General features: G+C 62.3%; 15 protein-coding genes and 1 riboswitch. Of the genes, 5 read left to right on the forward strand and 10 right to left on the reverse strand.

Going from position 1 to position 18,099, the window contains the following annotated elements:
* Positions 1-78 precede the first annotated feature (78 nt).
* The 8 genes from ISP18_RS21480 to phnG all read right to left on the reverse strand — a co-directional run bounded on the left by ISP18_RS21480 (position 79) and on the right by phnG (position 8,793).
* Complete coding sequence (locus ISP18_RS21480; protein ID WP_380007317.1) at positions 79-2,718, reverse strand: TonB-dependent receptor; 2,640 nt, start codon at positions 2,716-2,718, stop codon at positions 79-81.
* A gap of 478 nt (positions 2,719-3,196) precedes the next feature.
* Positions 3,197-4,339 carry an alpha-D-ribose 1-methylphosphonate 5-triphosphate diphosphatase gene (locus tag ISP18_RS21485; RefSeq protein ID WP_380007320.1) on the reverse strand — a complete coding sequence of 381 codons (1,143 nt, stop codon included), beginning with the start codon at positions 4,337-4,339 and terminating at the stop codon, positions 3,197-3,199.
* 27 nt (positions 4,340-4,366) lie between these two features.
* A complete protein-coding gene (phnL, locus tag ISP18_RS21490; RefSeq protein WP_380007323.1) occupies positions 4,367-5,068 on the reverse strand; it encodes a phosphonate C-P lyase system protein PhnL in 702 nt (233 codons plus the stop codon).
* Complete coding sequence (gene phnK / locus ISP18_RS21495; RefSeq protein WP_380007326.1) at positions 5,065-5,835, reverse strand: phosphonate C-P lyase system protein PhnK; 771 nt, start codon at positions 5,833-5,835, stop codon at positions 5,065-5,067. The genes phnL and phnK overlap by 4 nt, the downstream gene beginning before the upstream one ends.
* Positions 5,832-6,671, reverse strand: coding sequence for an alpha-D-ribose 1-methylphosphonate 5-phosphate C-P-lyase PhnJ (locus tag ISP18_RS21500; protein WP_380007329.1), 840 nt, complete (start codon positions 6,669-6,671; stop codon positions 5,832-5,834). Before ISP18_RS21500 ends, phnK begins: the two co-directional genes overlap by 4 nt.
* Positions 6,668-7,771: a carbon-phosphorus lyase complex subunit PhnI gene (locus ISP18_RS21505; protein ID WP_380007332.1), complete on the reverse strand. Its 1,104-nt coding sequence runs from the start codon at positions 7,769-7,771 to the stop codon at positions 6,668-6,670. The genes ISP18_RS21500 and ISP18_RS21505 overlap by 4 nt, the downstream gene beginning before the upstream one ends.
* Positions 7,772-8,350, reverse strand: coding sequence for a phosphonate C-P lyase system protein PhnH (gene phnH / locus ISP18_RS21510; RefSeq protein WP_380007335.1), 579 nt, complete (start codon positions 8,348-8,350; stop codon positions 7,772-7,774).
* Complete coding sequence (phnG, locus tag ISP18_RS21515) at positions 8,347-8,793, reverse strand: phosphonate C-P lyase system protein PhnG (protein ID WP_380007338.1); 447 nt, start codon at positions 8,791-8,793, stop codon at positions 8,347-8,349. The genes phnH and phnG overlap by 4 nt, the downstream gene beginning before the upstream one ends.
* Positions 8,794-8,925: 132 nt before the next feature.
* Here phnG and phnF point away from each other — a divergent pair, with 132 nt between their 5' ends.
* Genes phnF through phnN form a run of 3 tightly spaced genes read left to right on the forward strand, consistent with a single transcriptional unit; the run spans position 8,926 to position 10,930 of the window.
* The gene (gene phnF, locus ISP18_RS21520) at positions 8,926-9,657 is read left to right on the forward strand and encodes a phosphonate metabolism transcriptional regulator PhnF (RefSeq protein WP_380007341.1); all 732 of its coding nucleotides are present in this window, start codon (positions 8,926-8,928) and stop codon (positions 9,655-9,657) included.
* Complete coding sequence (locus ISP18_RS21525) at positions 9,657-10,307, forward strand: DUF1045 domain-containing protein (protein WP_380007344.1); 651 nt, start codon at positions 9,657-9,659, stop codon at positions 10,305-10,307. Before phnF ends, ISP18_RS21525 begins: the two co-directional genes overlap by 1 nt.
* Positions 10,304-10,930 carry a phosphonate metabolism protein/1,5-bisphosphokinase (PRPP-forming) PhnN gene (gene phnN, locus ISP18_RS21530; protein WP_380007347.1) on the forward strand — a complete coding sequence of 209 codons (627 nt, stop codon included), beginning with the start codon at positions 10,304-10,306 and terminating at the stop codon, positions 10,928-10,930. Before ISP18_RS21525 ends, phnN begins: the two co-directional genes overlap by 4 nt.
* Positions 10,931-10,932: 2 nt before the next feature.
* Here phnN and ISP18_RS21535 read toward each other — a convergent pair whose 3' ends face one another.
* Together ISP18_RS21535 and ISP18_RS21540 are read right to left on the reverse strand one after the other, a co-directional pair.
* Positions 10,933-12,225 (reverse strand): DUF5690 family protein, encoded by a 1,293-nt coding sequence (locus ISP18_RS21535; RefSeq protein WP_380007350.1) that lies wholly within the window; start codon positions 12,223-12,225, stop codon positions 10,933-10,935.
* A 380-nt stretch (positions 12,226-12,605) separates the two neighbouring features.
* On the reverse strand, positions 12,606-15,098 hold the full coding sequence (locus tag ISP18_RS21540; RefSeq protein ID WP_380007353.1) for a TonB-dependent receptor plug domain-containing protein: 2,493 nt from the start codon (positions 15,096-15,098) through the stop codon (positions 12,606-12,608).
* A gap of 556 nt (positions 15,099-15,654) precedes the next feature.
* A riboswitch (cobalamin riboswitch) is annotated at positions 15,655-15,873 on the forward strand.
* A 130-nt stretch (positions 15,874-16,003) separates the two neighbouring features.
* On the opposite strand from ISP18_RS21540, the gene cobO reads away from it, so the two are divergent.
* Both cobO and ISP18_RS21550 read left to right on the forward strand, forming a co-directional pair.
* Positions 16,004-16,606 (forward strand): cob(I)yrinic acid a,c-diamide adenosyltransferase, encoded by a 603-nt coding sequence (gene cobO / locus ISP18_RS21545; RefSeq protein WP_380010895.1) that lies wholly within the window; start codon positions 16,004-16,006, stop codon positions 16,604-16,606.
* Complete coding sequence (locus ISP18_RS21550) at positions 16,603-17,895, forward strand: cobyrinate a,c-diamide synthase (protein ID WP_380007356.1); 1,293 nt, start codon at positions 16,603-16,605, stop codon at positions 17,893-17,895. The genes cobO and ISP18_RS21550 overlap by 4 nt, the downstream gene beginning before the upstream one ends.
* The last annotated feature ends 204 nt before the right edge of the window (positions 17,896-18,099 follow it).

Raw genomic sequence — 18,099 nt, forward strand, 5'->3', positions numbered from 1 at the left:
AAATAAACCGTAAAAAAAGGGGCGGGCTCTCCGCCCGCCCCATTCTATGTGTATCTGCTCGCGTGCGAAGCAAGCTGCTTAGAACTTGAAACCCACCTTCAAGCCGATTACGCGCGGTCGAATCGGCACTTGCGACTCGATGAACTGGGCCGAGGAGGTAAACACGCTGGCGTTATTGTTGGTCAGGTTGGTGCCATACAGCGACACGTCCCAGTTGTCCTTGGCCACGCCCACCGATGCGTCGACCGTGTTATAGCCACCCTGCAGGTACCGCAGTTCCACCGTGGTGATGTCCGTCACGCCCGCGCCGCTCGGATAGGTGGCCGGCTGGTTGTACATCGAACCGGTGTGGTTGAAGCCGACCTGCGCGAATGCCTTGAAGCCGTCGCCGAACGTCCAGTCATAACGCAGACGCATGTTGTACTGCGAACGGGGCGAGAAGGCCGGCACGCTGCCAACTTCACCGAACGGATTGGCGAAGGACGTTTCCGCACCGACGGCGCCGGTTTGGATAATGCATTCGTTGTACCGGGCCGAGCCGGGGATGTTGTCGATCAGGCACGGCGAGGTGGTCTGCTTGGCATGGTTGAGCGAACCGGAACCGATAAGCGTTAGGCCATCGGTAATGCGCGCCTGGAACTGCAGTTCCCCACCATCCACCTTGTAGTTCGGACCGTTGACCGCGAAGGTGGTGTTGCCCAGCACCAGCGGATTGAAGAACTGCATCTGCACGTTGTCCCACCGCATGTCATACAGCGAGCCGTTGAGCAGCAGGCGGTCGTCGAAGAAGGTGGTCTTGAAGCCGATTTCGTTGTTGGTCAGCGTATCGGGGGCGTAGCTGATCGGCTTCTGGTACTGCGCTTGGCCGTCGAGCTTCGCCACGCCCGAGGTCGTGCGGTTGAAGCCACCCGGACGGAAACCCTGCGAGAACGTGTAATACACCATCGTTGTCGGCGTGATGTGCCACACCACGTTCGCACGGCTCTTAAAGCCGTGATAGGTCTTGTGATAGTCCATCACCGTGTCGTTGCCCACGTAGGTGCCGTTGGGAACGTTGTCCTGCGCCGTGGTGGTATAGAACTCCGTACCCGTCTGCCACTCGGAGTAGTGGTAATAACGCGTGCCGCCGGTCACGGTCAGCACATCCGGAATGATGTCGTACGACAGCGAAGCGAATGCCGCTTCCTGCTTGTAACCGCGTTGCTCGACTTCACCGAAGGCCGTGTTGTCGGCCATCTCGACGCCCGGTGACGACATCGCATTGGCTACGCACGGATAGCCGCCGGCGAGCGCACTGGCCAGGTTCTGCGGTGTACAAGACGGGATGGTCTTGTAGTTGAAGTCCATGTGATCGTCGATGTTGAAATCTTCGTAGTACAGGCCGCCGATGACGCGGAAGCGATAATCTTCCGGCGTGCTCAAGCGCAGCTCATGGCTCTGATGCGTACTGTTTACGTGGTCGTTCCAATAGCCGACCGGCGAATAGCAGATCGGCTTGCCCGCGCTGGACAGGCCCGCCGAGGTGCCGGTGCACTGGTAGTACATGCCACCCGCGCTGCGCGAGTAGTTGGTGTAGTCCTGCTGTTCGCTGATGTGGCGATTGGTATAGCCGCCCGTGTACACCAGCGAGAGGTCACCAATCTGGCCGTTCAACGTCCACGAGGTATTGGTGAAATGGTCGTTGTTCCAGGCCGGCACGAAGGCGGTAATCTGGTTGTTGCCGAGCGTCTGGCCGTCTGTGCCGATCGGGTAGGTCGAGGACTGGCCCTTGGCGTCCAGGTTCTGGTAGCTCTCGGCGATCAGGAAGTTCCAATCGTCGTTGATCTTCCACAGCGCGGACAGGCGGGCACCCTGGTAGTCGACCGGGTTCCAGTTGTTCTGCGCGACGCTATCGTTGTTGATGACCGAGGTACCGCCGGCAGCAACGTAAGGCGCCATGGCGCCGCCGCCGTCGGTGGACTGGCGCGTGAACGTGCTCGGCACGTTGTTGATGTAACCGCCTTCATGATCGTGGTAGATCACGCCGCGCACAGCGAGTGTGCCGGGAATGAGCGGCAGGTTCAGCACGGCATTGGCCGAATTGTTCGGCGCGCCACCATCGGTGACGCCGACGCCGGCTTCGGCACTGCCGCTGACCTTATTGAGATTCGGCTTGTTGGTGATGTAGCGCACGGCACCCGCTTCGGCGCCACCGCCGAACAGCGTGCCCTGCGGGCCTTCGAGCACTTCGAGGCGTTCCATGTCGACCATGTAGATGTCGAGGTTACGCGCCGGGAACTGCATCGACTGATCGTCGAGATAGACGGCGACGTTCGGGAACGGTGCGATCGATGCGCTCGACTGATTGCCGAGGAAGCCGGTGCTCAGGCCGCGCATGTAGATGTTGCCCTGGCCTGGACCGTTCGCGGCGAAGGTCACGTTGGGCAGGTATTTGATCAGGTCGTCGAACGATACGACGTTCAACTGCTGCAAGGTCGTACCGGTGAATGCCTGCAGCGTAATCGGCACGTCCTGCATGTCTTGGGCCGTGTGCTGCGCCGTCACCGTTACCGTGCCGAGCGTAGCCGCGTTAGCCGCATTCGAGTTGGCCGGCTGCGCGGGCTGAGTGACCGGCGTCGGCTGGGTCGCTGGAGCGGGCTGCACAGTGTCATCCGCGTAAGACACGCGAGTGACCGCAAGCGCGGCCAGCACCGCGCAAGTGATTGGATTGATCTTCAAGACTATATCCCCCGGGATGTGGTAGTTGCACAACACCAGCACCACTGCCTGATGCTGTTTCGACCAGTAGGCTAGGGGACTGCGATGAAATGCTTATGACTTCGTCTAGTCAACTTGCATAGATGTCTAGTTGAAGTTGCACAGCATGTCGCCCGCCCCCCGAGCGGCGCGCGTACTCTTGGGGTTCCGCATGACAGCGTGATGTCGGAAATACTTTTAAATAATGAATTTCGCTGCATGTGTTCATGCACATGCCTGAATGCGACAAGCCGACACTGACATGTCGCAATATCCTGCCGTGCGTCACGCATGTTTCGGTATTGAGATGGCTCGCGAGCATCTACAGCCGATTAGCGACACCAACCGCTTATCGATGCAGAGAATCATCCGCGGTCATTCCAAGCGCAATGCACGAGGAATGGCACGAGTGGCCCATCAGGACAATATCTGCGGATAGGCTTGCCGACGATTGAAACGATTAGAACGAACGCTGCCCTGCGACCCACACATGGCGCACAATCGGCAAGCCACCCACTGCGCGCATACGCACCACATCCGCACGCATACCGGGCTTGAGCTGTCCGCGATCCTCGAAGCCCAGTGCTCTGGCCGGGTTGCGGCTCACCGTCGCCATCGCGCGCGGCATCGACCAGCCGGCTTGCGTGTGCAGCAGAAAAGCGCCGTGCAGCAGGCTGGCGGGCACGTAGTCGGAAGAGAGCATGTCCAGGCGATCGTTGCGCGCCAATTCCAGTGCCGACACGTTGCCGGAGTGTGAGCCGCCGCGCACGATGTTGGGCGCGCCCATCACCGTACTCAGCCCGTGCGCGTATGCGGCATCGGCCGCTTCTTGCGTAGTGGGAAATTCCGAAATGGTCACGCCGATGCGTTGTGCATGGCGCACCTGTTCGGTGTCCGTGTCGTCATGGCTGGCGAGCACCACGTTGTGTTGCCGTGCCATCGCGAGCACGACGCGCTCGTGTCTGGCACTGTAGTTAGCCTGCTGTTCCGTGCGGCGCTTCACTACGTCGGCAAATTCCTCTTCTGTCCAGCTCATATGGTTCTTGCTGTAGTACTTGCGATACTGCTGCAGATCGCGGTATTGGCGCTGGCCGGGCGTGTGGTCCATCAGTGAGACCAGGCGCACGCTACGGTGATGCATGAGCGGTTCCAGTGCCTCGAGCAAGCGCGGATACGCTAGTTCGCAGCGCAGATGAATCCAGTGATCGGCGCGCAGCGCACCGCTGGCCTGACCTTCGAGAATGGCATCGTAAGTGCTGCGCAAGGTTTCGATGCGCACGCTTTCCTCTTCCAGGTCGCCTACGGAGAGCGCATCGAACACGGTGGTGATGCCGGCGGCGGCTATCTGCGCATCGTGCGTGAGTACCGCGGGCAGCGATGGCCACAACACACCGGCGCGTGGCATCAGGTGTTTTTCCAGGTTGTCGGTATGCACTTCGATCAGGCCCGGGATGATGTAGTCGCCTTCGCAGTCGATCGCGCCCGGCGAGGGCGTGGGGCCTTCGTCGATCATGCGGATCACGCCGTTGCGGGCGAACAGGCTGCCGTGGATCACCGTATCGTCGAGCACGATGCGTGCATTGGTCAGGACTAAGTCGTTCATAAGGGCCGTGGGCATAGAAAAGGGAATTTAAGCGGCTTCCAGCGCCTGCATGGGAAACAGGCGCGTGGCGACCTGGTCGCGCATGGATTCGTCGTGAAAGATACCGAGCACGGCGGAACCTGCCGCGCGCGCCTCGGCGAGCAATTCAGCCACCACCGCGCGATTGCCGGCGTCGAGTGAGGCGGTGGGTTCGTCCAGCAACAGAATCGGCCTTGGTGCGATCAGTCCGCGCGCAATGTTCACGCGTTGCTGTTCGCCGCCGGAAAAGGTGCCTGGCGGCAGCGGCCACAGGCGCTTGGGAATGTTCAGCCGGCGCAGCATGGCGGCGGCGCGGTCCCGCGCTTCCTGCGCATTCACGCCAATATGCAGCAGGGGTTCGGCCACGATATCCAGCGTGGGCACGCGTGGAATCACGCGAAGAAACTGGCTGACGTAACCGAGCGTGTGCCGGCGCACGTCGATCACTTCGTGTGGCGTGGCGCGTGCCAGGTCTAGCCAGCGTCCGGCATGGCGCACGTAGACGGCGCCGAGGCTGAGTCGGTAATTGGCGTAGATCACCCGTAGCAGCGTGCTCTTGCCCGCACCGGAAGGGCCGGCAAGCACGACGCATTCGCCCTCGTGCAGGCACAGGTTCACGTCGCGCAGCACCTCCAGGTGCGCGCCGTGCTGCTGGTGCAGCTCGAACGTTTTGCCCAGGTCGCGCAGTTCAAGCATCAAGGCGGCAGTCATGTGGTCAACACCGAGGAAACGAGCAGTTGCGTATAAGGATGTTGCGGATCGTCCAGGATCTGATCAGTGAGCCCTGTCTCCACCACGCGCCCGCCCTGCATCACCATGGTGCGCGCGGCGAGCAGACGGGCTACGGCCAGGTCATGCGTCACCATCACCGCAGCCAGGTCCAGTTCGTGCACCAGGCGGCGTAGCAGATCCAAAATACGCGCCTGCACCGACACATCCAGCCCTGCCGTGGGCTCGTCCATGAACACCAGCCTGGGATGGGTCACCAAGGCGCGCGCAATCTGCAACCGCTGCTGCATGCCGCCGGAAAAATCGGCCGGCATGTCGTCGACGCGCGCAGGATCAATTTCCACACGCTCCAACCAGCCGCAGGCGATGCCGCGCAAGCGTCCATAGTGGCGCTCGCCCCGCGCCATCAGGCGTTCGGCCACGTTCGCGCCGGCGCTGACGCTCAGGCGCAGGCCGTCACGCGGATTTTGCGTTACGAAGCCCCACTCCTCGCGCGCCAGCCGGCGCCGATCCGCTTCATTCAACTCGCCGACATCCAGCCATGCGTCGTTGCGCTGACGGTAGCGCAACGAGCCGGCGGTTGGAGCGAGCTGCGCGGCCAGCGTGTTGAGCAAGGTGGATTTGCCTGAACCCGATTCGCCCACGATGCACAGTAGCTCGCCCGGATACAGATCAAAGCTCACTTCCTCGCAACCCACGCGTCGGCCATAACGGTGGCCCAGGCCACGCACTTTCAGCAATGCATTCATGCCTGTGCCTCCGTGCGATGCTGGTTACAGAAATCCGTATCCGAGCACACGAACATGCGTGTACCGCGATCGTCGACCACCACTTCGTCCAGATAACTTTGGACGGAGCCACACAGCGCGCAGCGTTCATCCCACTGCTGCACTTCGAAGGGGTGATCGGCGAAGGCGAGGCTATCCACTTGTGTGTATGGCGGAATGGCGTAGATGCGTTTTTCGCGGCCGGCGCCGAACAGCATCAGCGCCGGCGAATGGTTCAGCTTGGGGTTGTCGAATTTCGGAATGGGCGAAGGCGAGGCCAGGTAGCGGCCATCGACCAGCACCGGATAGTCGTAGCTGGTGGCGATGTGCCCATAGCGGGCGATGTCTTCGTACAGCTTCACGTGCATCAGTCCGTAATCGGCCAGCGCATGCAGGGTGCGCGTCTCGGCTTCGCGCGCTTCCAGCGTGCGCAGCGGTTCGGGTTCGGGCACTTGAAACACCAGGATCTGATCCTCGCGCAGAGGTGTTTCAGGAATGCGGTGGCGCGTCTGGATCAGCGTGGCTTCCGTCGTGCGTTCGGTGGTAGCGACACCGGCCACACGCGCGAAGAAGCGGCGGATATTTACGGCATTGGTGGTGTCGTCCGCACCCTGGTCGATTACCTTCAATATGTCGTCCGGCCCCAGTAATGCGGCAGTCACCTGAATGCCGCCGGTACCCCAGCCGTAGGGCAAGGGCATTTCGCGGCTGCCGAACGGAATTTGGCAACCGGGAATCGCTACCGCTTTCAGCAGCGCGCGGCGCAGCATGCGCTTGGTGTCTTCGTCGAGAAAGGCGAAGTTGTAGCGGGATGTCATGCGTGCGCGCCTCCCGCTACATGCAAAGGCTGTTCGACGTGATCGGCAGCGTGCTGTTTGGCGAGCGTGCGCAGCAACGACAGTTCCGCCTGGAAATCCACGTAATGCGGCAGCTTCAGATGCTGCACGAAGCCGGACGCTTCCACGTTGTCCGAATGCGACAGCACGAACTCCTGATTCTGCGCCGGCGCATGCGCAGTTTCGCCCAGTTCTTCGCAGCGCAAGGCGCGATCCACCAGCGCCATCGCCATGGCCTTGCGCTCGCCTTCGCCCATGCTCAGTCCATAGCCGCGCGTGAATTGCGGCGGTACGCCGTTACCGCCGTGGAATTGATTAATCATCTGGCACTCGGTGAGCACGATGCTGCCGATCTCGATGGCGAAACCAAGTTCCTCAGGGCAAATGCACACATCTACTTCGCCCATGCGGATTTCACCGGCAAACGGGTGGCTTTCCGCGTAACCGCGCTGGGTCGAATAGGCCAGACCGAGCAGGAAGCCTTCGTCGCCACGCGCGAGGTTCTGCATGCGCGTGGCGCGATCGGCGGGAAAAGTGAGCGGTTCGCGTGTGAGGTCGAGCGGCTCCGGATCGTTGCCTGCCTTGGCCGGCTCGATCAGCGCCTCGGCTTCCAGAAGATCGAGCACGCGTGGCATGTCGGCAGGCAGAGGCGCATCGGCCGATGTCACCGCCGCCGGCGGAGTCGCGTCAAAGTCCAGCAGGCGTTGCGTGTAGTCGCTGGTGGGTCCCAGTACCTGTCCGCCCGGGATATCTTTGAAGGTGCCTGAGACGCGACGATGCACACGCATGGCGGTGGTCTCAAGCGGCAGCGTGTAACCGAAGCGCGGCAGGGTCGTGCGATAGGCGCGCAACAGAAAGATTGCTTCCAGCATATCGCCGGCCGCCTGGCGGATGGCCAGCGCGGCCAGTTCTTCGTCGTAGAGCGAACCTTCCTGCATCACGCGCGCTACGCCCAGGCGCAGTTGTTCCCTGATCTGCGTCAGTTCCAATTCCGGCACGGCCGGATCGCCGCGGCGTGCCTCGGCCAGCAATTCCAGCGAACGGGCGATGGCTTGCTCGCCACCTTTTACGGCAACGTACATTCAGGACTCCAGCAAACGGGCGGTGCGCGGCAGTGCCAGCACGTGCTGCGCAGTCACGAAAAACACATCAACGCCCAGCGGAAACTGCGTGGCCAATGCTGCACGTTGTGACCAAAAATCAGCAGGCAAACCGTCGATATGTAGCCTTTCCTCGTCGCGAATGCCCGGGCCGACAAAGCGCGTACCGGCGTCGTGCCGGAAACCGTCCACCTGAACGATCAGCGTCGCGGAGCGATCCGGATAACGCAGTTCGCCGTGCGCGAAGGCATTCAGCGGCGGCATGGATGCTGGCGTGGTGATCAGCGCGAAATCGGCCTCGCGCGGCGTATCCACCAAGCGCAGCCCCGTGTGGAAACGCAGATGATCGTGCACCTCCTCCGTCGACTGCTGTATCCACAACGAGGTGGTTGCATCGCAAAGTGTGAGCAATATCGCCATCGCAGCGGACGCTACTGGCGAAGGCGCGGGCGGCAGCGTCGGCAATATCCGCGGCACCGCCGGGCGGGCCATGGCCTGCAACAGCTCTCGGAAACTGCGTTGGCTGTCGAACACCGGATCAGCAAATGCGGCAAGCATCATTCACCTCGCACTACGGTAAAGAACTCCACCTTGCTGGCGGCGGCCTTGCGGCTTGCAGCCTCGCGCCGCGCCTGCAGCGAGCGCCCTAAAGGCTCCAGCACGTCCGTGCGTAGGCGAGGCTGCCAGGCCGGATCCTGCAATAGTGCATCGGCCAGCGCCGCCAGTTCGGCGTGGCGCGTACGCGTGCCACGCACCCAGGCATGGCCGATGCGCTCACCCAGTTGCACGCTGCAACGAGTGACAGTGATCTCGCCGAAATTGAATTGCGGCCCGCTGCCGCCCATGCGCCCGCGCAGCATGTACAGGCCGGTCTGCGCGGGCCGCAGCCAGGTCGCGTCATCGGGCAGCGCAAGCGCTTGCATCGCTTGTGCCAGCTCATCCGGATCGGATTGCGCCAGCAGCGACATCCATTGCGCGCGCGCCAAGTGGGGGGAGGTGTCCATAGGTATTCCCAGGCTTGTCACAAATGTCTAGTTATCTAGACAGGCCCGGGCGCCAAGGCGCCCGTCGAGCAACATTCCAACAGGCCAGCGTGCCGTTGCCATGACGGCAAATAGACAGGTTGAGGACGTGGTATGAGCGAAATCGAACGAGGCCGGGGCGTGGCGCTATGGAGCCAGATCAGCGGCATCCTGGCCGATGACATCCTTAAAGGGGTGCTGCGCCAGGGCGAGCAATTGCCCTCCGCGCAGGAGCTGGCGGCGCGTTTCAACGTCAACCGCCATACCGTGCGCCGTGCTGTCGCTGCCTTGGAAGAGCGCAATCTTGTGCGCACTGAGCAGGGGCGCGGTACCTTCGTGCAGGAGCACGCGCTGGATTACCCCATCAGCCGGCGTACGCGCTTCACCCAGAACATGCGCAACCTCAACGTGGAGGCGGACATCGAGGTGCTGGAAGACGCGCGCGAGATTCCCCCGCCGCAGGTGGCCCAGGCGCTGTGCATGGATCGCCACGCCTATGCCTACCGCATCGAGACGCTCAGCCGCGCCGACGGGCATATCGTGGACCATAGCACCGCGTATTTTCCGGCGGCGCGTTTTGCCGGCCTGCCCGCGGTGTATCGCCGCCTGCGCTCGGTCACGCGCACGCTGGAAGAATTCGGTGTTACCGACTACGAGCGCAAACACACTCGCGTTTCGGCGCGCCTGCCCGACGCGCATACCGCGCGGCTGATGCGGCAGCCCGCCAACCGGCCGTTGCTCTACGTGCAATCCATCAATACCGATACACGCGGCATGCCGGTGCAATACGGCATCACGCGCTTCTCCGGCGATTGGGTGCAACTCGTTCTGATGGCCGATTCCTGATGCGCTATGCGGTTTACTTCTGCCCCACGCCGGACAGCGCGTTGCATGAGCTCGGGCGCGATTGGCTTGCTACCACGTCCGTGCCGGGTATCGGCACCGATCGTCTAAATGTGTTGCTCGCCGATGTGCGGCGCTACGGTTGGCATGCCACGCTTCAGGCGCCATTCGCGTTGGCGACGCATGCAAGTTATGGCGATCTGCACGAGCACGTCACCGATATCGCCGCGCGCATGCCGGCTTTCGAGCTGCCGCTGCAACTGGACAGGCTGGCTGGATTTCTCGCCCTGCGGCCGTGCGGCGACACACATCAGGTGGATGCATTGGCTGCGCAATGCGTGCGCGACCTCAACGCGTTGCGCGCCCCCATCAACGAGGCCGCCTGGCAGCGCCGGGCCGGTGCTCTGGATGACATGGAACGCGCACTGTTCCGCCAGTACGGATATCCCTACGTGCTGGAACGCTATCGTTTCCACCTCACGCTTTCCGCGCCGGCAACGGCAGCCGAAGAACAAGCCTTGCGCACATACCTGCTGCCGAAGCTGGACCCCGTGCCCCGTGCATACATCAACGCACTCACCCTTTGCCGTGAGCCGGCGCCGGGCGCGGCGTTCGAGCAGCTTGCGATTCTGCCGCTGAGGGCCGCGGCATGAACGAGGGGCGTCTGTATTACGTGATGGGTCCTTCCGGCGCCGGCAAGGACAGCGTGCTGGCCTGGATACGGCAGCAGGGCGCAGCGCACGGTGTGCTGTGCGCGCACCGCTACATCACCCGGCCTGCGCATGCCGGCGGTGAAAACCATGTAGCGCTGAGTGAGGATGAGTTCCGACTGCGCGAACAACGTGGCCTGTTCGTGCTGAGCTGGCAAGCACACGGGCTTCACTACGGTATCGGCAGCGAAGTCCTGCACTGGCTGGCGCATGGCATGGACGTGCTGGCAAACGGTTCACGCGCCGCCTTCGAACTCGCGCGCCAGCGCTTTGACAATCTGCAGCCGGTGCTGATCACCGCCAGCGCTGAGCGCATTGCACAACGGCTTGCCGCGCGCGGACGGGAAACGGAAGCGGATATCGCCGCGCGTCTGCAGCGTGCGCAAGCCTATCCGGTGCCGCCCGGCAGTCTGCTTATCCGCAATGATGACAGTGTTGCGGAAGCAGGCGCGCTGCTTTTGCGGGCGATTTGCGAGGCGCGCGAGTCCATGCGCGGCAGGGAAGGGCGGGAGACGGAAGGCACTGCCCAGGCCATGGATTATGGCTCGCCGTTATTCCAGGAATGACATTACGCCGCAGCCGCCACTGGTATCGACACGCGCGCCCGCCGCGCCTTCTCGTAGAAATACAGCGCCGACACCAGCGTGATCAGCATGCCGATACTGGACAGCGTCATCACCGTCTGCGCGTAGAACGATGCCCACGACAGATGCATGCCACCGAATTCCTTCACCAGGATCACCGCCACGCTACCCATATAGCCGCTGCTGTCGGCGATATACATGATGAAGCCCACATTGCCGCCGACCCGGAACGTCGCCAACATGCGTTCGAAGAAAGTGGCGTTGTACGGCACGTAGGCCAGATACAGGCCGAAACCACTCAAACCGATCCAGCCCAACGGATCGATCATGGCGTGATTGTGCATCCAGGTGGCGCACACGGCGATGCAGAAGCCGCCGAAGATCAATACGTGATTGAGCATCAATGCTCGCAGGTTATTGCGCACGATCATGGTGCATGCGGTGATGATCAGCACGGCTATGGCGATCGGCACTTCGGTCTCGGCAAACACTGAGGCGTCGCTACCGCGGCCGAGATCGCTCCAGATTTCCGCCGCGAAGTTGTCGCGAAAATCGCGCGTGACCGTCAGCGCCACATAGGCCATCACGATCATCGCGATGCCGGGCAGGAAACGAGCCAGGAAGGCGCGCCGCGTAGCCGCATCCATCGGCAGGCGCACGCTGCGCGCAGCAACGTCGGCGGCATCGGGCGCGGGCAGGTGTTCCAGAATCCAGGTCGCCAGGCACAGTGGTGCAATAAACAACATGCCGGTGGTGAATGGCATCCAGAACTCGCTCACATGCCAGCGCAGCATCAGCCACATACCCACCGATTTCACCACGCCCGAGCCCACGATGAAGCTGGCGCACATAAGGGCGCCCATCAGCTCAGTGCCGCGGCGGCCTTCCAGATAGCCGAAGATCACGCCCCACACCATCCCTAGCGGCAGGCCGTTGAGAAACAGGAACGGAATATTCCATGGCGCCGGGATCAGCGCGAAACCCAATAGCGCGATCCAGGAGAAGCCGATCAGCCCGGCGAGCGTGCGTGCGCGATGCTGGCGCTGGATTTCGGCGATCCAGGTGATCCCCCGCACCTTGCTCAGCATGTAACCCACCACCTGGGCAATCACCAGCCACACTTTGTAATCGACACCAGCTAGATGAATGCCCTGAAAGGATGCGGCTGTGAATGGCTTGCGAAAGGCATACATCGACGCATAAGCCAGAAACGCGGCTGAGCCGGCTAGCAAGTTGATCAGCGCGGGATGACGGTAAAGACGCGACGAGAGGGGCACGAAAGCATCCGGCAAATGGCCGATTTGGCGATACCGGCAGGGTGGACGTGTCGCGTTACAGCGGCATGGCGATCGCTAGGCTCGGGATGGGTAAGGTCTAGGGCAGCAATCAGCCCCCCTCTCTCCGGAAGGAAGAGGGAGCGTTCCACACAGTCATGTAGATACCAGCATCGGGAGAGGAGCGATCCCGGCAAAGGATGTTGTCAGTGCGGCGGTTCGGTCGTGCTCAGCAGTCCGTTTTCCATATGTCCGCGCAAGCGCATCGACCAGTTGTTTCACTTCACGTGACATGCACGCGCGCCATCACGCGGACAAAAAAATCCCGGCTCATGGCCGGGATTTTTGTGCATGTGTCGCACGAGTTTGGCAGTGGGCTCAAATCACCAGTGATAGATCACTTTGGTGTAATAGTAACGCCCATTGAAGCCCGCGGGTGAAAAATTTGAATACGGGATGGTGCCGTTGACGTTGTTCGCGGCGATTGTCTTGTTCGGATAGCTGTTGGTGGCGTTGTCTACGCCCAGCGTAAACGTCCAGTTGTCCAGGTTGTAGCTGCCGGCCAGGTCCAGCACCCATTGCGGGTTGTAAGTCTGGTTCAACAAGTAGGAGCTGTTGCTGTACGCGGTAAAGCTTCCGTAGCGGGTGAGGTTGCCGTTGAACACCCAATGGCTCAGCGTGTAGTTCTCGTTGAGGATCAGCTTGCTACGCGGCGTAGAGTTGGCCAGCAGACCCTTGATGTCGCGGTAGGTCACACGCTGCAGCTGCAGGCCCAGCGCATCCAGTTGCGTCGGGTTGGGCGCCACATGTGTAACTTGCGTGCGGTTGTAGTTGTAGCTCAGGGTGCTATCCAGCACGCCGGCATTGCCGAAGTCGGAGCGATAGCTCGTCACCAGGTCGCCGCCCTGGGTACGCGTATCCACCGCATTGGTGAAGTACTGTGCCGAGCTGAAGGCCACGTTGGTGACGCCGTTCGCGGCCAGATAAGCCACCACCGCCGGTCGGTTCAGGCCGCTCAACGTGTTGGAAAGCACGACGCGGTTGTAGATGTTGATCTGGTACAGGTCGAAGGTGATCGTGAGCGGATCAATCGGGTTGAACACCGCGCCTATGGTGTAGTTGTGCGAGCGCTCCGGTCGCAAGGCTTGCGCACCCAGCAATTGCGCCACCTGATTGCTCACCGGCAGCAAGCCGGTCTGGTAGATGCCTGGTGCGACGCCCGGTCCCGCGCTGCTTGGTGTGAGGTACAGCGAGCCGATCTGCGAGTAGTCCTCCTGCGCCAGCGAGGGCGCGCGGAAGCCACTCGATACGCTGCCGCGCAGCGCGAAGCGCGACGTGAAGTCGTAGCGGGCGGCCAGTGCGCCGGAAACGGTGTTGCCGAAGTCGTTGTAATCCTCATGCCGCACGGCGAGCGACGTACCGAGTTTGTCGGTGAGGTTGGTTTCCACGCTCACGTACTGCGCCCAGTCGCTGCGGCTCCAGGATCCCACGTTCACTGGGCTGTAGCCGCTGAAACCCTGCGCACCGCCGCTCACACCGGACGTGCCCACGTAATAAGAGCTCGGATCGCCTGCGCTGATCTGGTACGTGTCGCGTTTGTATTCCGCACCGAAGGCGAGCGTCACCGCATTGGGTAGCCAGCTCAGGTTGAAATCCTTCGCCACGTCGACGTCCGCCAACTGCTGCGCGGACGAAACGATGCCATCGAAGAATTGGGTGGGCGTGTAGCCGAAGTCGTGCAGGAAGGCGTAGTTGGCGGTGTGTATGGTATCTAGCGATACACGGTTGCCGCCGTAGTTGGCACTCACGTCCCAGCGCCAGCCGTCGCTGGTGGTGCCGCGCACGCCAGCGACCAGCGACTGGTCGGTGCTGCGCGCCTGCAGCAGTGGCTGATAGCCATCGGGATATAGCGCAGTGAGTGCCGACTTCACCGACGATGGATAACCGAACGGATTGCGATACAACTCATCGGAAATCGCATTGCGCTCGTGATAGCTGCCGAACGCGTAGAACTGCACATCTTTCGTAATGTCGTACTGCGCATTCAAGAACAGGTTGTGCTGGCTCACCGTCGGGTCGCCGAACACCTGCTTGGATCCCAGCTGCGGATAGCGGATGTCGGTGCCGCCGTGGTTGGTCGGATCCTGGTGGCCATCGTCCAGGCTGATGCGCAGCCAGCCCTTGTCGCCGTTTAGCGGAATGCCGAAGTTGGCCGAGCCCTGCCATTGCTTGCCGCCACCGCGCTGGAAGCGTCCGCCGTCCAGCTCGACCGAGCCGCCTTGCGCGCCATGCTTCAGGATGATGTTGATCACACCCGCGAGCGCGTCGGAGCCGTATTGCGCGGAAGCACCGTCGCGCAGCACTTCGATGTGATCGATGGCGGAAAGCGGAATGGTGTTGAGATCCACCGGCGCCGAGCCGCGGCCGATGGTGCCATCCACGTTCACCATCGCGCTGGTGTGCCAGCGCTTGCCGTCGACCAGCACCAGCACTTCATCCGGTGCCAGGCCGCGCAACTGCACGGGACGTTGCGAGTCGGTGGTGTCGGTGGCGGCAGGACGCGGAAAATTCAGCGATGGAATCAGGCGCGCCAGCGCGGTGGAGAGTTCATTGGTGCCGGTGCTTTGCAGCGCCGAAGCGGGGACCACGTCGATCGGGGACAGCGACGTGCTATCGGTGCGGTTCTGCGCGCGTGTGCCGGTCACGATCACGGCCTGCAGATTCTTCGCGTTGTTGGGTTGCGACGGCGTTTGCGAGGTGTCTTGCGCGGCAACGGTAGAAGCGAGTGCGAGCAGGATGGAAGCGGTGAGAAAGCGAGCCCGGCCGGAACGAGTAGCGAGCTTGCCCTGGTAGGGCGAGTTGTTGTCTTGCTTCATGTTGGAGTGTGCCCCTAGCGTGTTGTTATCGCTGTTGCTGTGCAGCAATTGCAGATTAGTGACAACGGCGGTTGGTCGCAACGAATGCTTGGACGCCTAAAAGTCCAAATGGAAATATCCATGCCGAACATGCGGTTAATCGACTTTCCCTGCCGCTAGTGACGATGCAAGTTCATGCGATCCAACCATTGCGCTTCGGTCGAGTACCGTCAAGGGCCATGCAGGCCATATGTAGACACTTATGTAGACACTAGGGATGCTCTGATCTATTCCACGCACCCGTCACCGCATTGCATGCACGCAGCGGTTTGTCGCAGCGGCGAAGGCAGACCGGCTATCTGTCGAGACGCTGAGGCGAAGCGCTGCGCGCATGCAATGCGGCCCCAACATTTTGAAATTAAAGGACGGGGTGACGTCCAGAAGGCCCGCAGGCTGCGCCGCGCGGGGCCAGTCTGCCCTGCGCCGCGCAACACACCCTGCGAGCCTTCTGGACGTCATGCCGGGTACGTGGAATAGATCAGAGCATCCCTAGGCTAGGCGCACTGCAAGCCACCCTCTAAGATGCCCGGGCTTGAGGTGACTGCCGGCATTGGCCGGTGGTTGAAACGGGAATCCGGTGCGTCGCGATGCGGCCATGCCGGAGCTGCCCCCGCAACGGTAGGCGAGCAACGCGATCCACACACCGCCACTGTGCTGCGCGCATGGGAAGGCGTGGACCGGAAGGCACAGGCCTTCGCTCGCGAGCCCGGAGACCGGCCCAGGCTTGAAACCGGACAGGCGGAGGGCCGCGTCACGGGCCGCTGCGTGAGTACCGGTGCCGTTTCATTCCCTCTGCCGCTTGTAACGCCTGGCGAGTACGCCGGGCATGCGGAGGATGTATGAGCGACCACCCATCACGCGACGCCATGACGCCGGAAGAGCGTCACCGTGAACGTATGCAGCGTAAGAAAGAATTGGTCGACCGCAAGATCGCCCGGGCCACCATCGATCGTGGCGTGCTGGTGGTGAACACCGGCAACGGCAAGGGCAAGAGTTCCTCCGGCTTCGGCATGCTGGCGCGTTCGCTCGGTCACGGCTTCCATTGCGGCGTGGTGCAGTTCATCAAGGGCACGTTCTCTACCGGCGAAGAAGCCTTCTTTCGCCGCTTCGCCGACGATCAACTCGATTACCACGTGATGGGCGAGGGCTTTACCTGGGAAACCCAAGACAAGGCGCGCGACATCGAAGCAGCGCAGGCGGCGTGGAAGATTGCCGCGGGCATGCTGGCCGATCCCGCTTACGATTTCGTGCTGCTGGATGAGCTCAATATCGCGCTGGTCAAACAGTACGTGCAGCTCGAGCAGGTGCTCGACGCCGTGGCCGCGCGCCCGCCGCGCCAACACGTGGTGATCACCGGCCGTGGCGCGCCGGATGGACTCGTCGCCGTCGCCGATACGGTGACCGAAATGCGCGTGGTGAAGCATGCGTTCGACGCGGGTATCAAGGCGCAGAAGGGTATCGAGTTGTGAGCATTCGCCATTGCCCCGCCTTGCTAGTTTCCGCGCCCGCATCCGGGCAGGGCAAGACGTCGGTCACTGCTGCGCTCGCGCGTTGGCATGCACGGCAGGGGCGACGCGTGTGCGTGTTCAAGACGGGGCCGGATTTTCTCGATCCTATGGTGCTCGCGCGCGCCGCGGGCACACCGGTCTATCAGCTTGACCTATGGATGTGCGGCGAGACAGATGTGCGCCGACGCCTGTTCGATGCAGCGGGTGACGCCGACCTGATCCTGGTGGAAGGTGTGATGGGTCTGTTCGACGGCGCACCTTCCAGCGCCGATCTTGCACAGCAATTGGGCCTGCCGGTGCTGGCTGTGATCGACGGCTCGGCGATGGCGCAAACCTTTGGCGCACTGGCTTGCGGTTTGGCGAGCTATCGCGAAGGGCTGTCGATGTACGGCGTAGCAGCTAATCGCATTGGCAGCGCCTATCACGCGCAGTTGCTGCAGGAGAGTTTGCCTGCCTCGCTGCACTGGCTGGGCGCGTTGCCTCGCGATGATCGTCTGGCTTTGCCGGAACGGCATCTGGGCCTGATCGCCGCAGATGAATTGTCCGATCTCGATGCGCGCCTCGATGCGTTAGCGGATGCATGGTCACAGCACGCCGCGACCGAGTTGCCGCCGCCCGTCGTATTCCAGTCGCCGCTCGCTGAGTCCATTCCACCGCTGTTGCAAGGCAAACACATTGCCGTAGCGCGCGATGACGCGTTCTGTTTTCTCTATCCCGCCAATCTGGATCTGCTGCGCCAGGCCGGTGCGGAATTGTGTTTCTTCTCGCCCGTGGCAGGCGATGCGCTGCCCGAATGCGATGCGGTGTGGCTGCCGGGCGGATATCCGGAACTGCATCTGGATGCTTTGTCGAAACGACATGATTTGCATGCGGCGCTGCGTACGCATCGCGACGCCGGCAAGCCCATGCTCGCGGAATGCGGTGGGCTGCTGTTTGCGCTGGAGTCGCTTGCGGATCAGCAAGGGCACACGGCGCCGATGGCCGGCCTGTTACGTGGCCATGCCGCAATGCAGCCGCGACTTGCCGCGTTAGGGCTGCAAGGCGCGAGCTTGCCCGAGGGCGAATTGCGCGGACACACTTTCCATTACGCGCAAGCATCGATCGACGCTGAGCCGCTCGCGCATGCGTTCAATCCCAACCACGGGCCATGCAAGGAAGCGGTCTATCGCGAACGGAGGCTGACGGCCAGCTTCGTGCATTTCTATTTTCCGTCGAATGCGACGGCCGCTTTGCGGTTGTTTCTGCCATGAGCGCGGGAACAAGACTTGCGAAGAACTACAGACTCCCTCCCCTGCTTGTAGGGGAGGGTTGGGGTGGGGTGAACACTTGCCTCAGACCTCCAACTTCCTCGCAAGTGTGGGGGCCCCCCCCCACCACCCCCCCCCCCACCCCGGGGGGCGCCCGGGGGGGGGGGACCACGCCAACCCCCCGCCCCCGCCCGCCGCCCCCCGACC

It is taken from the genome of Dyella humi (genome assembly GCF_044904605.1).
Taxonomy (GTDB): domain Bacteria; phylum Pseudomonadota; class Gammaproteobacteria; order Xanthomonadales; family Rhodanobacteraceae; genus Dyella_B; species Dyella_B humi.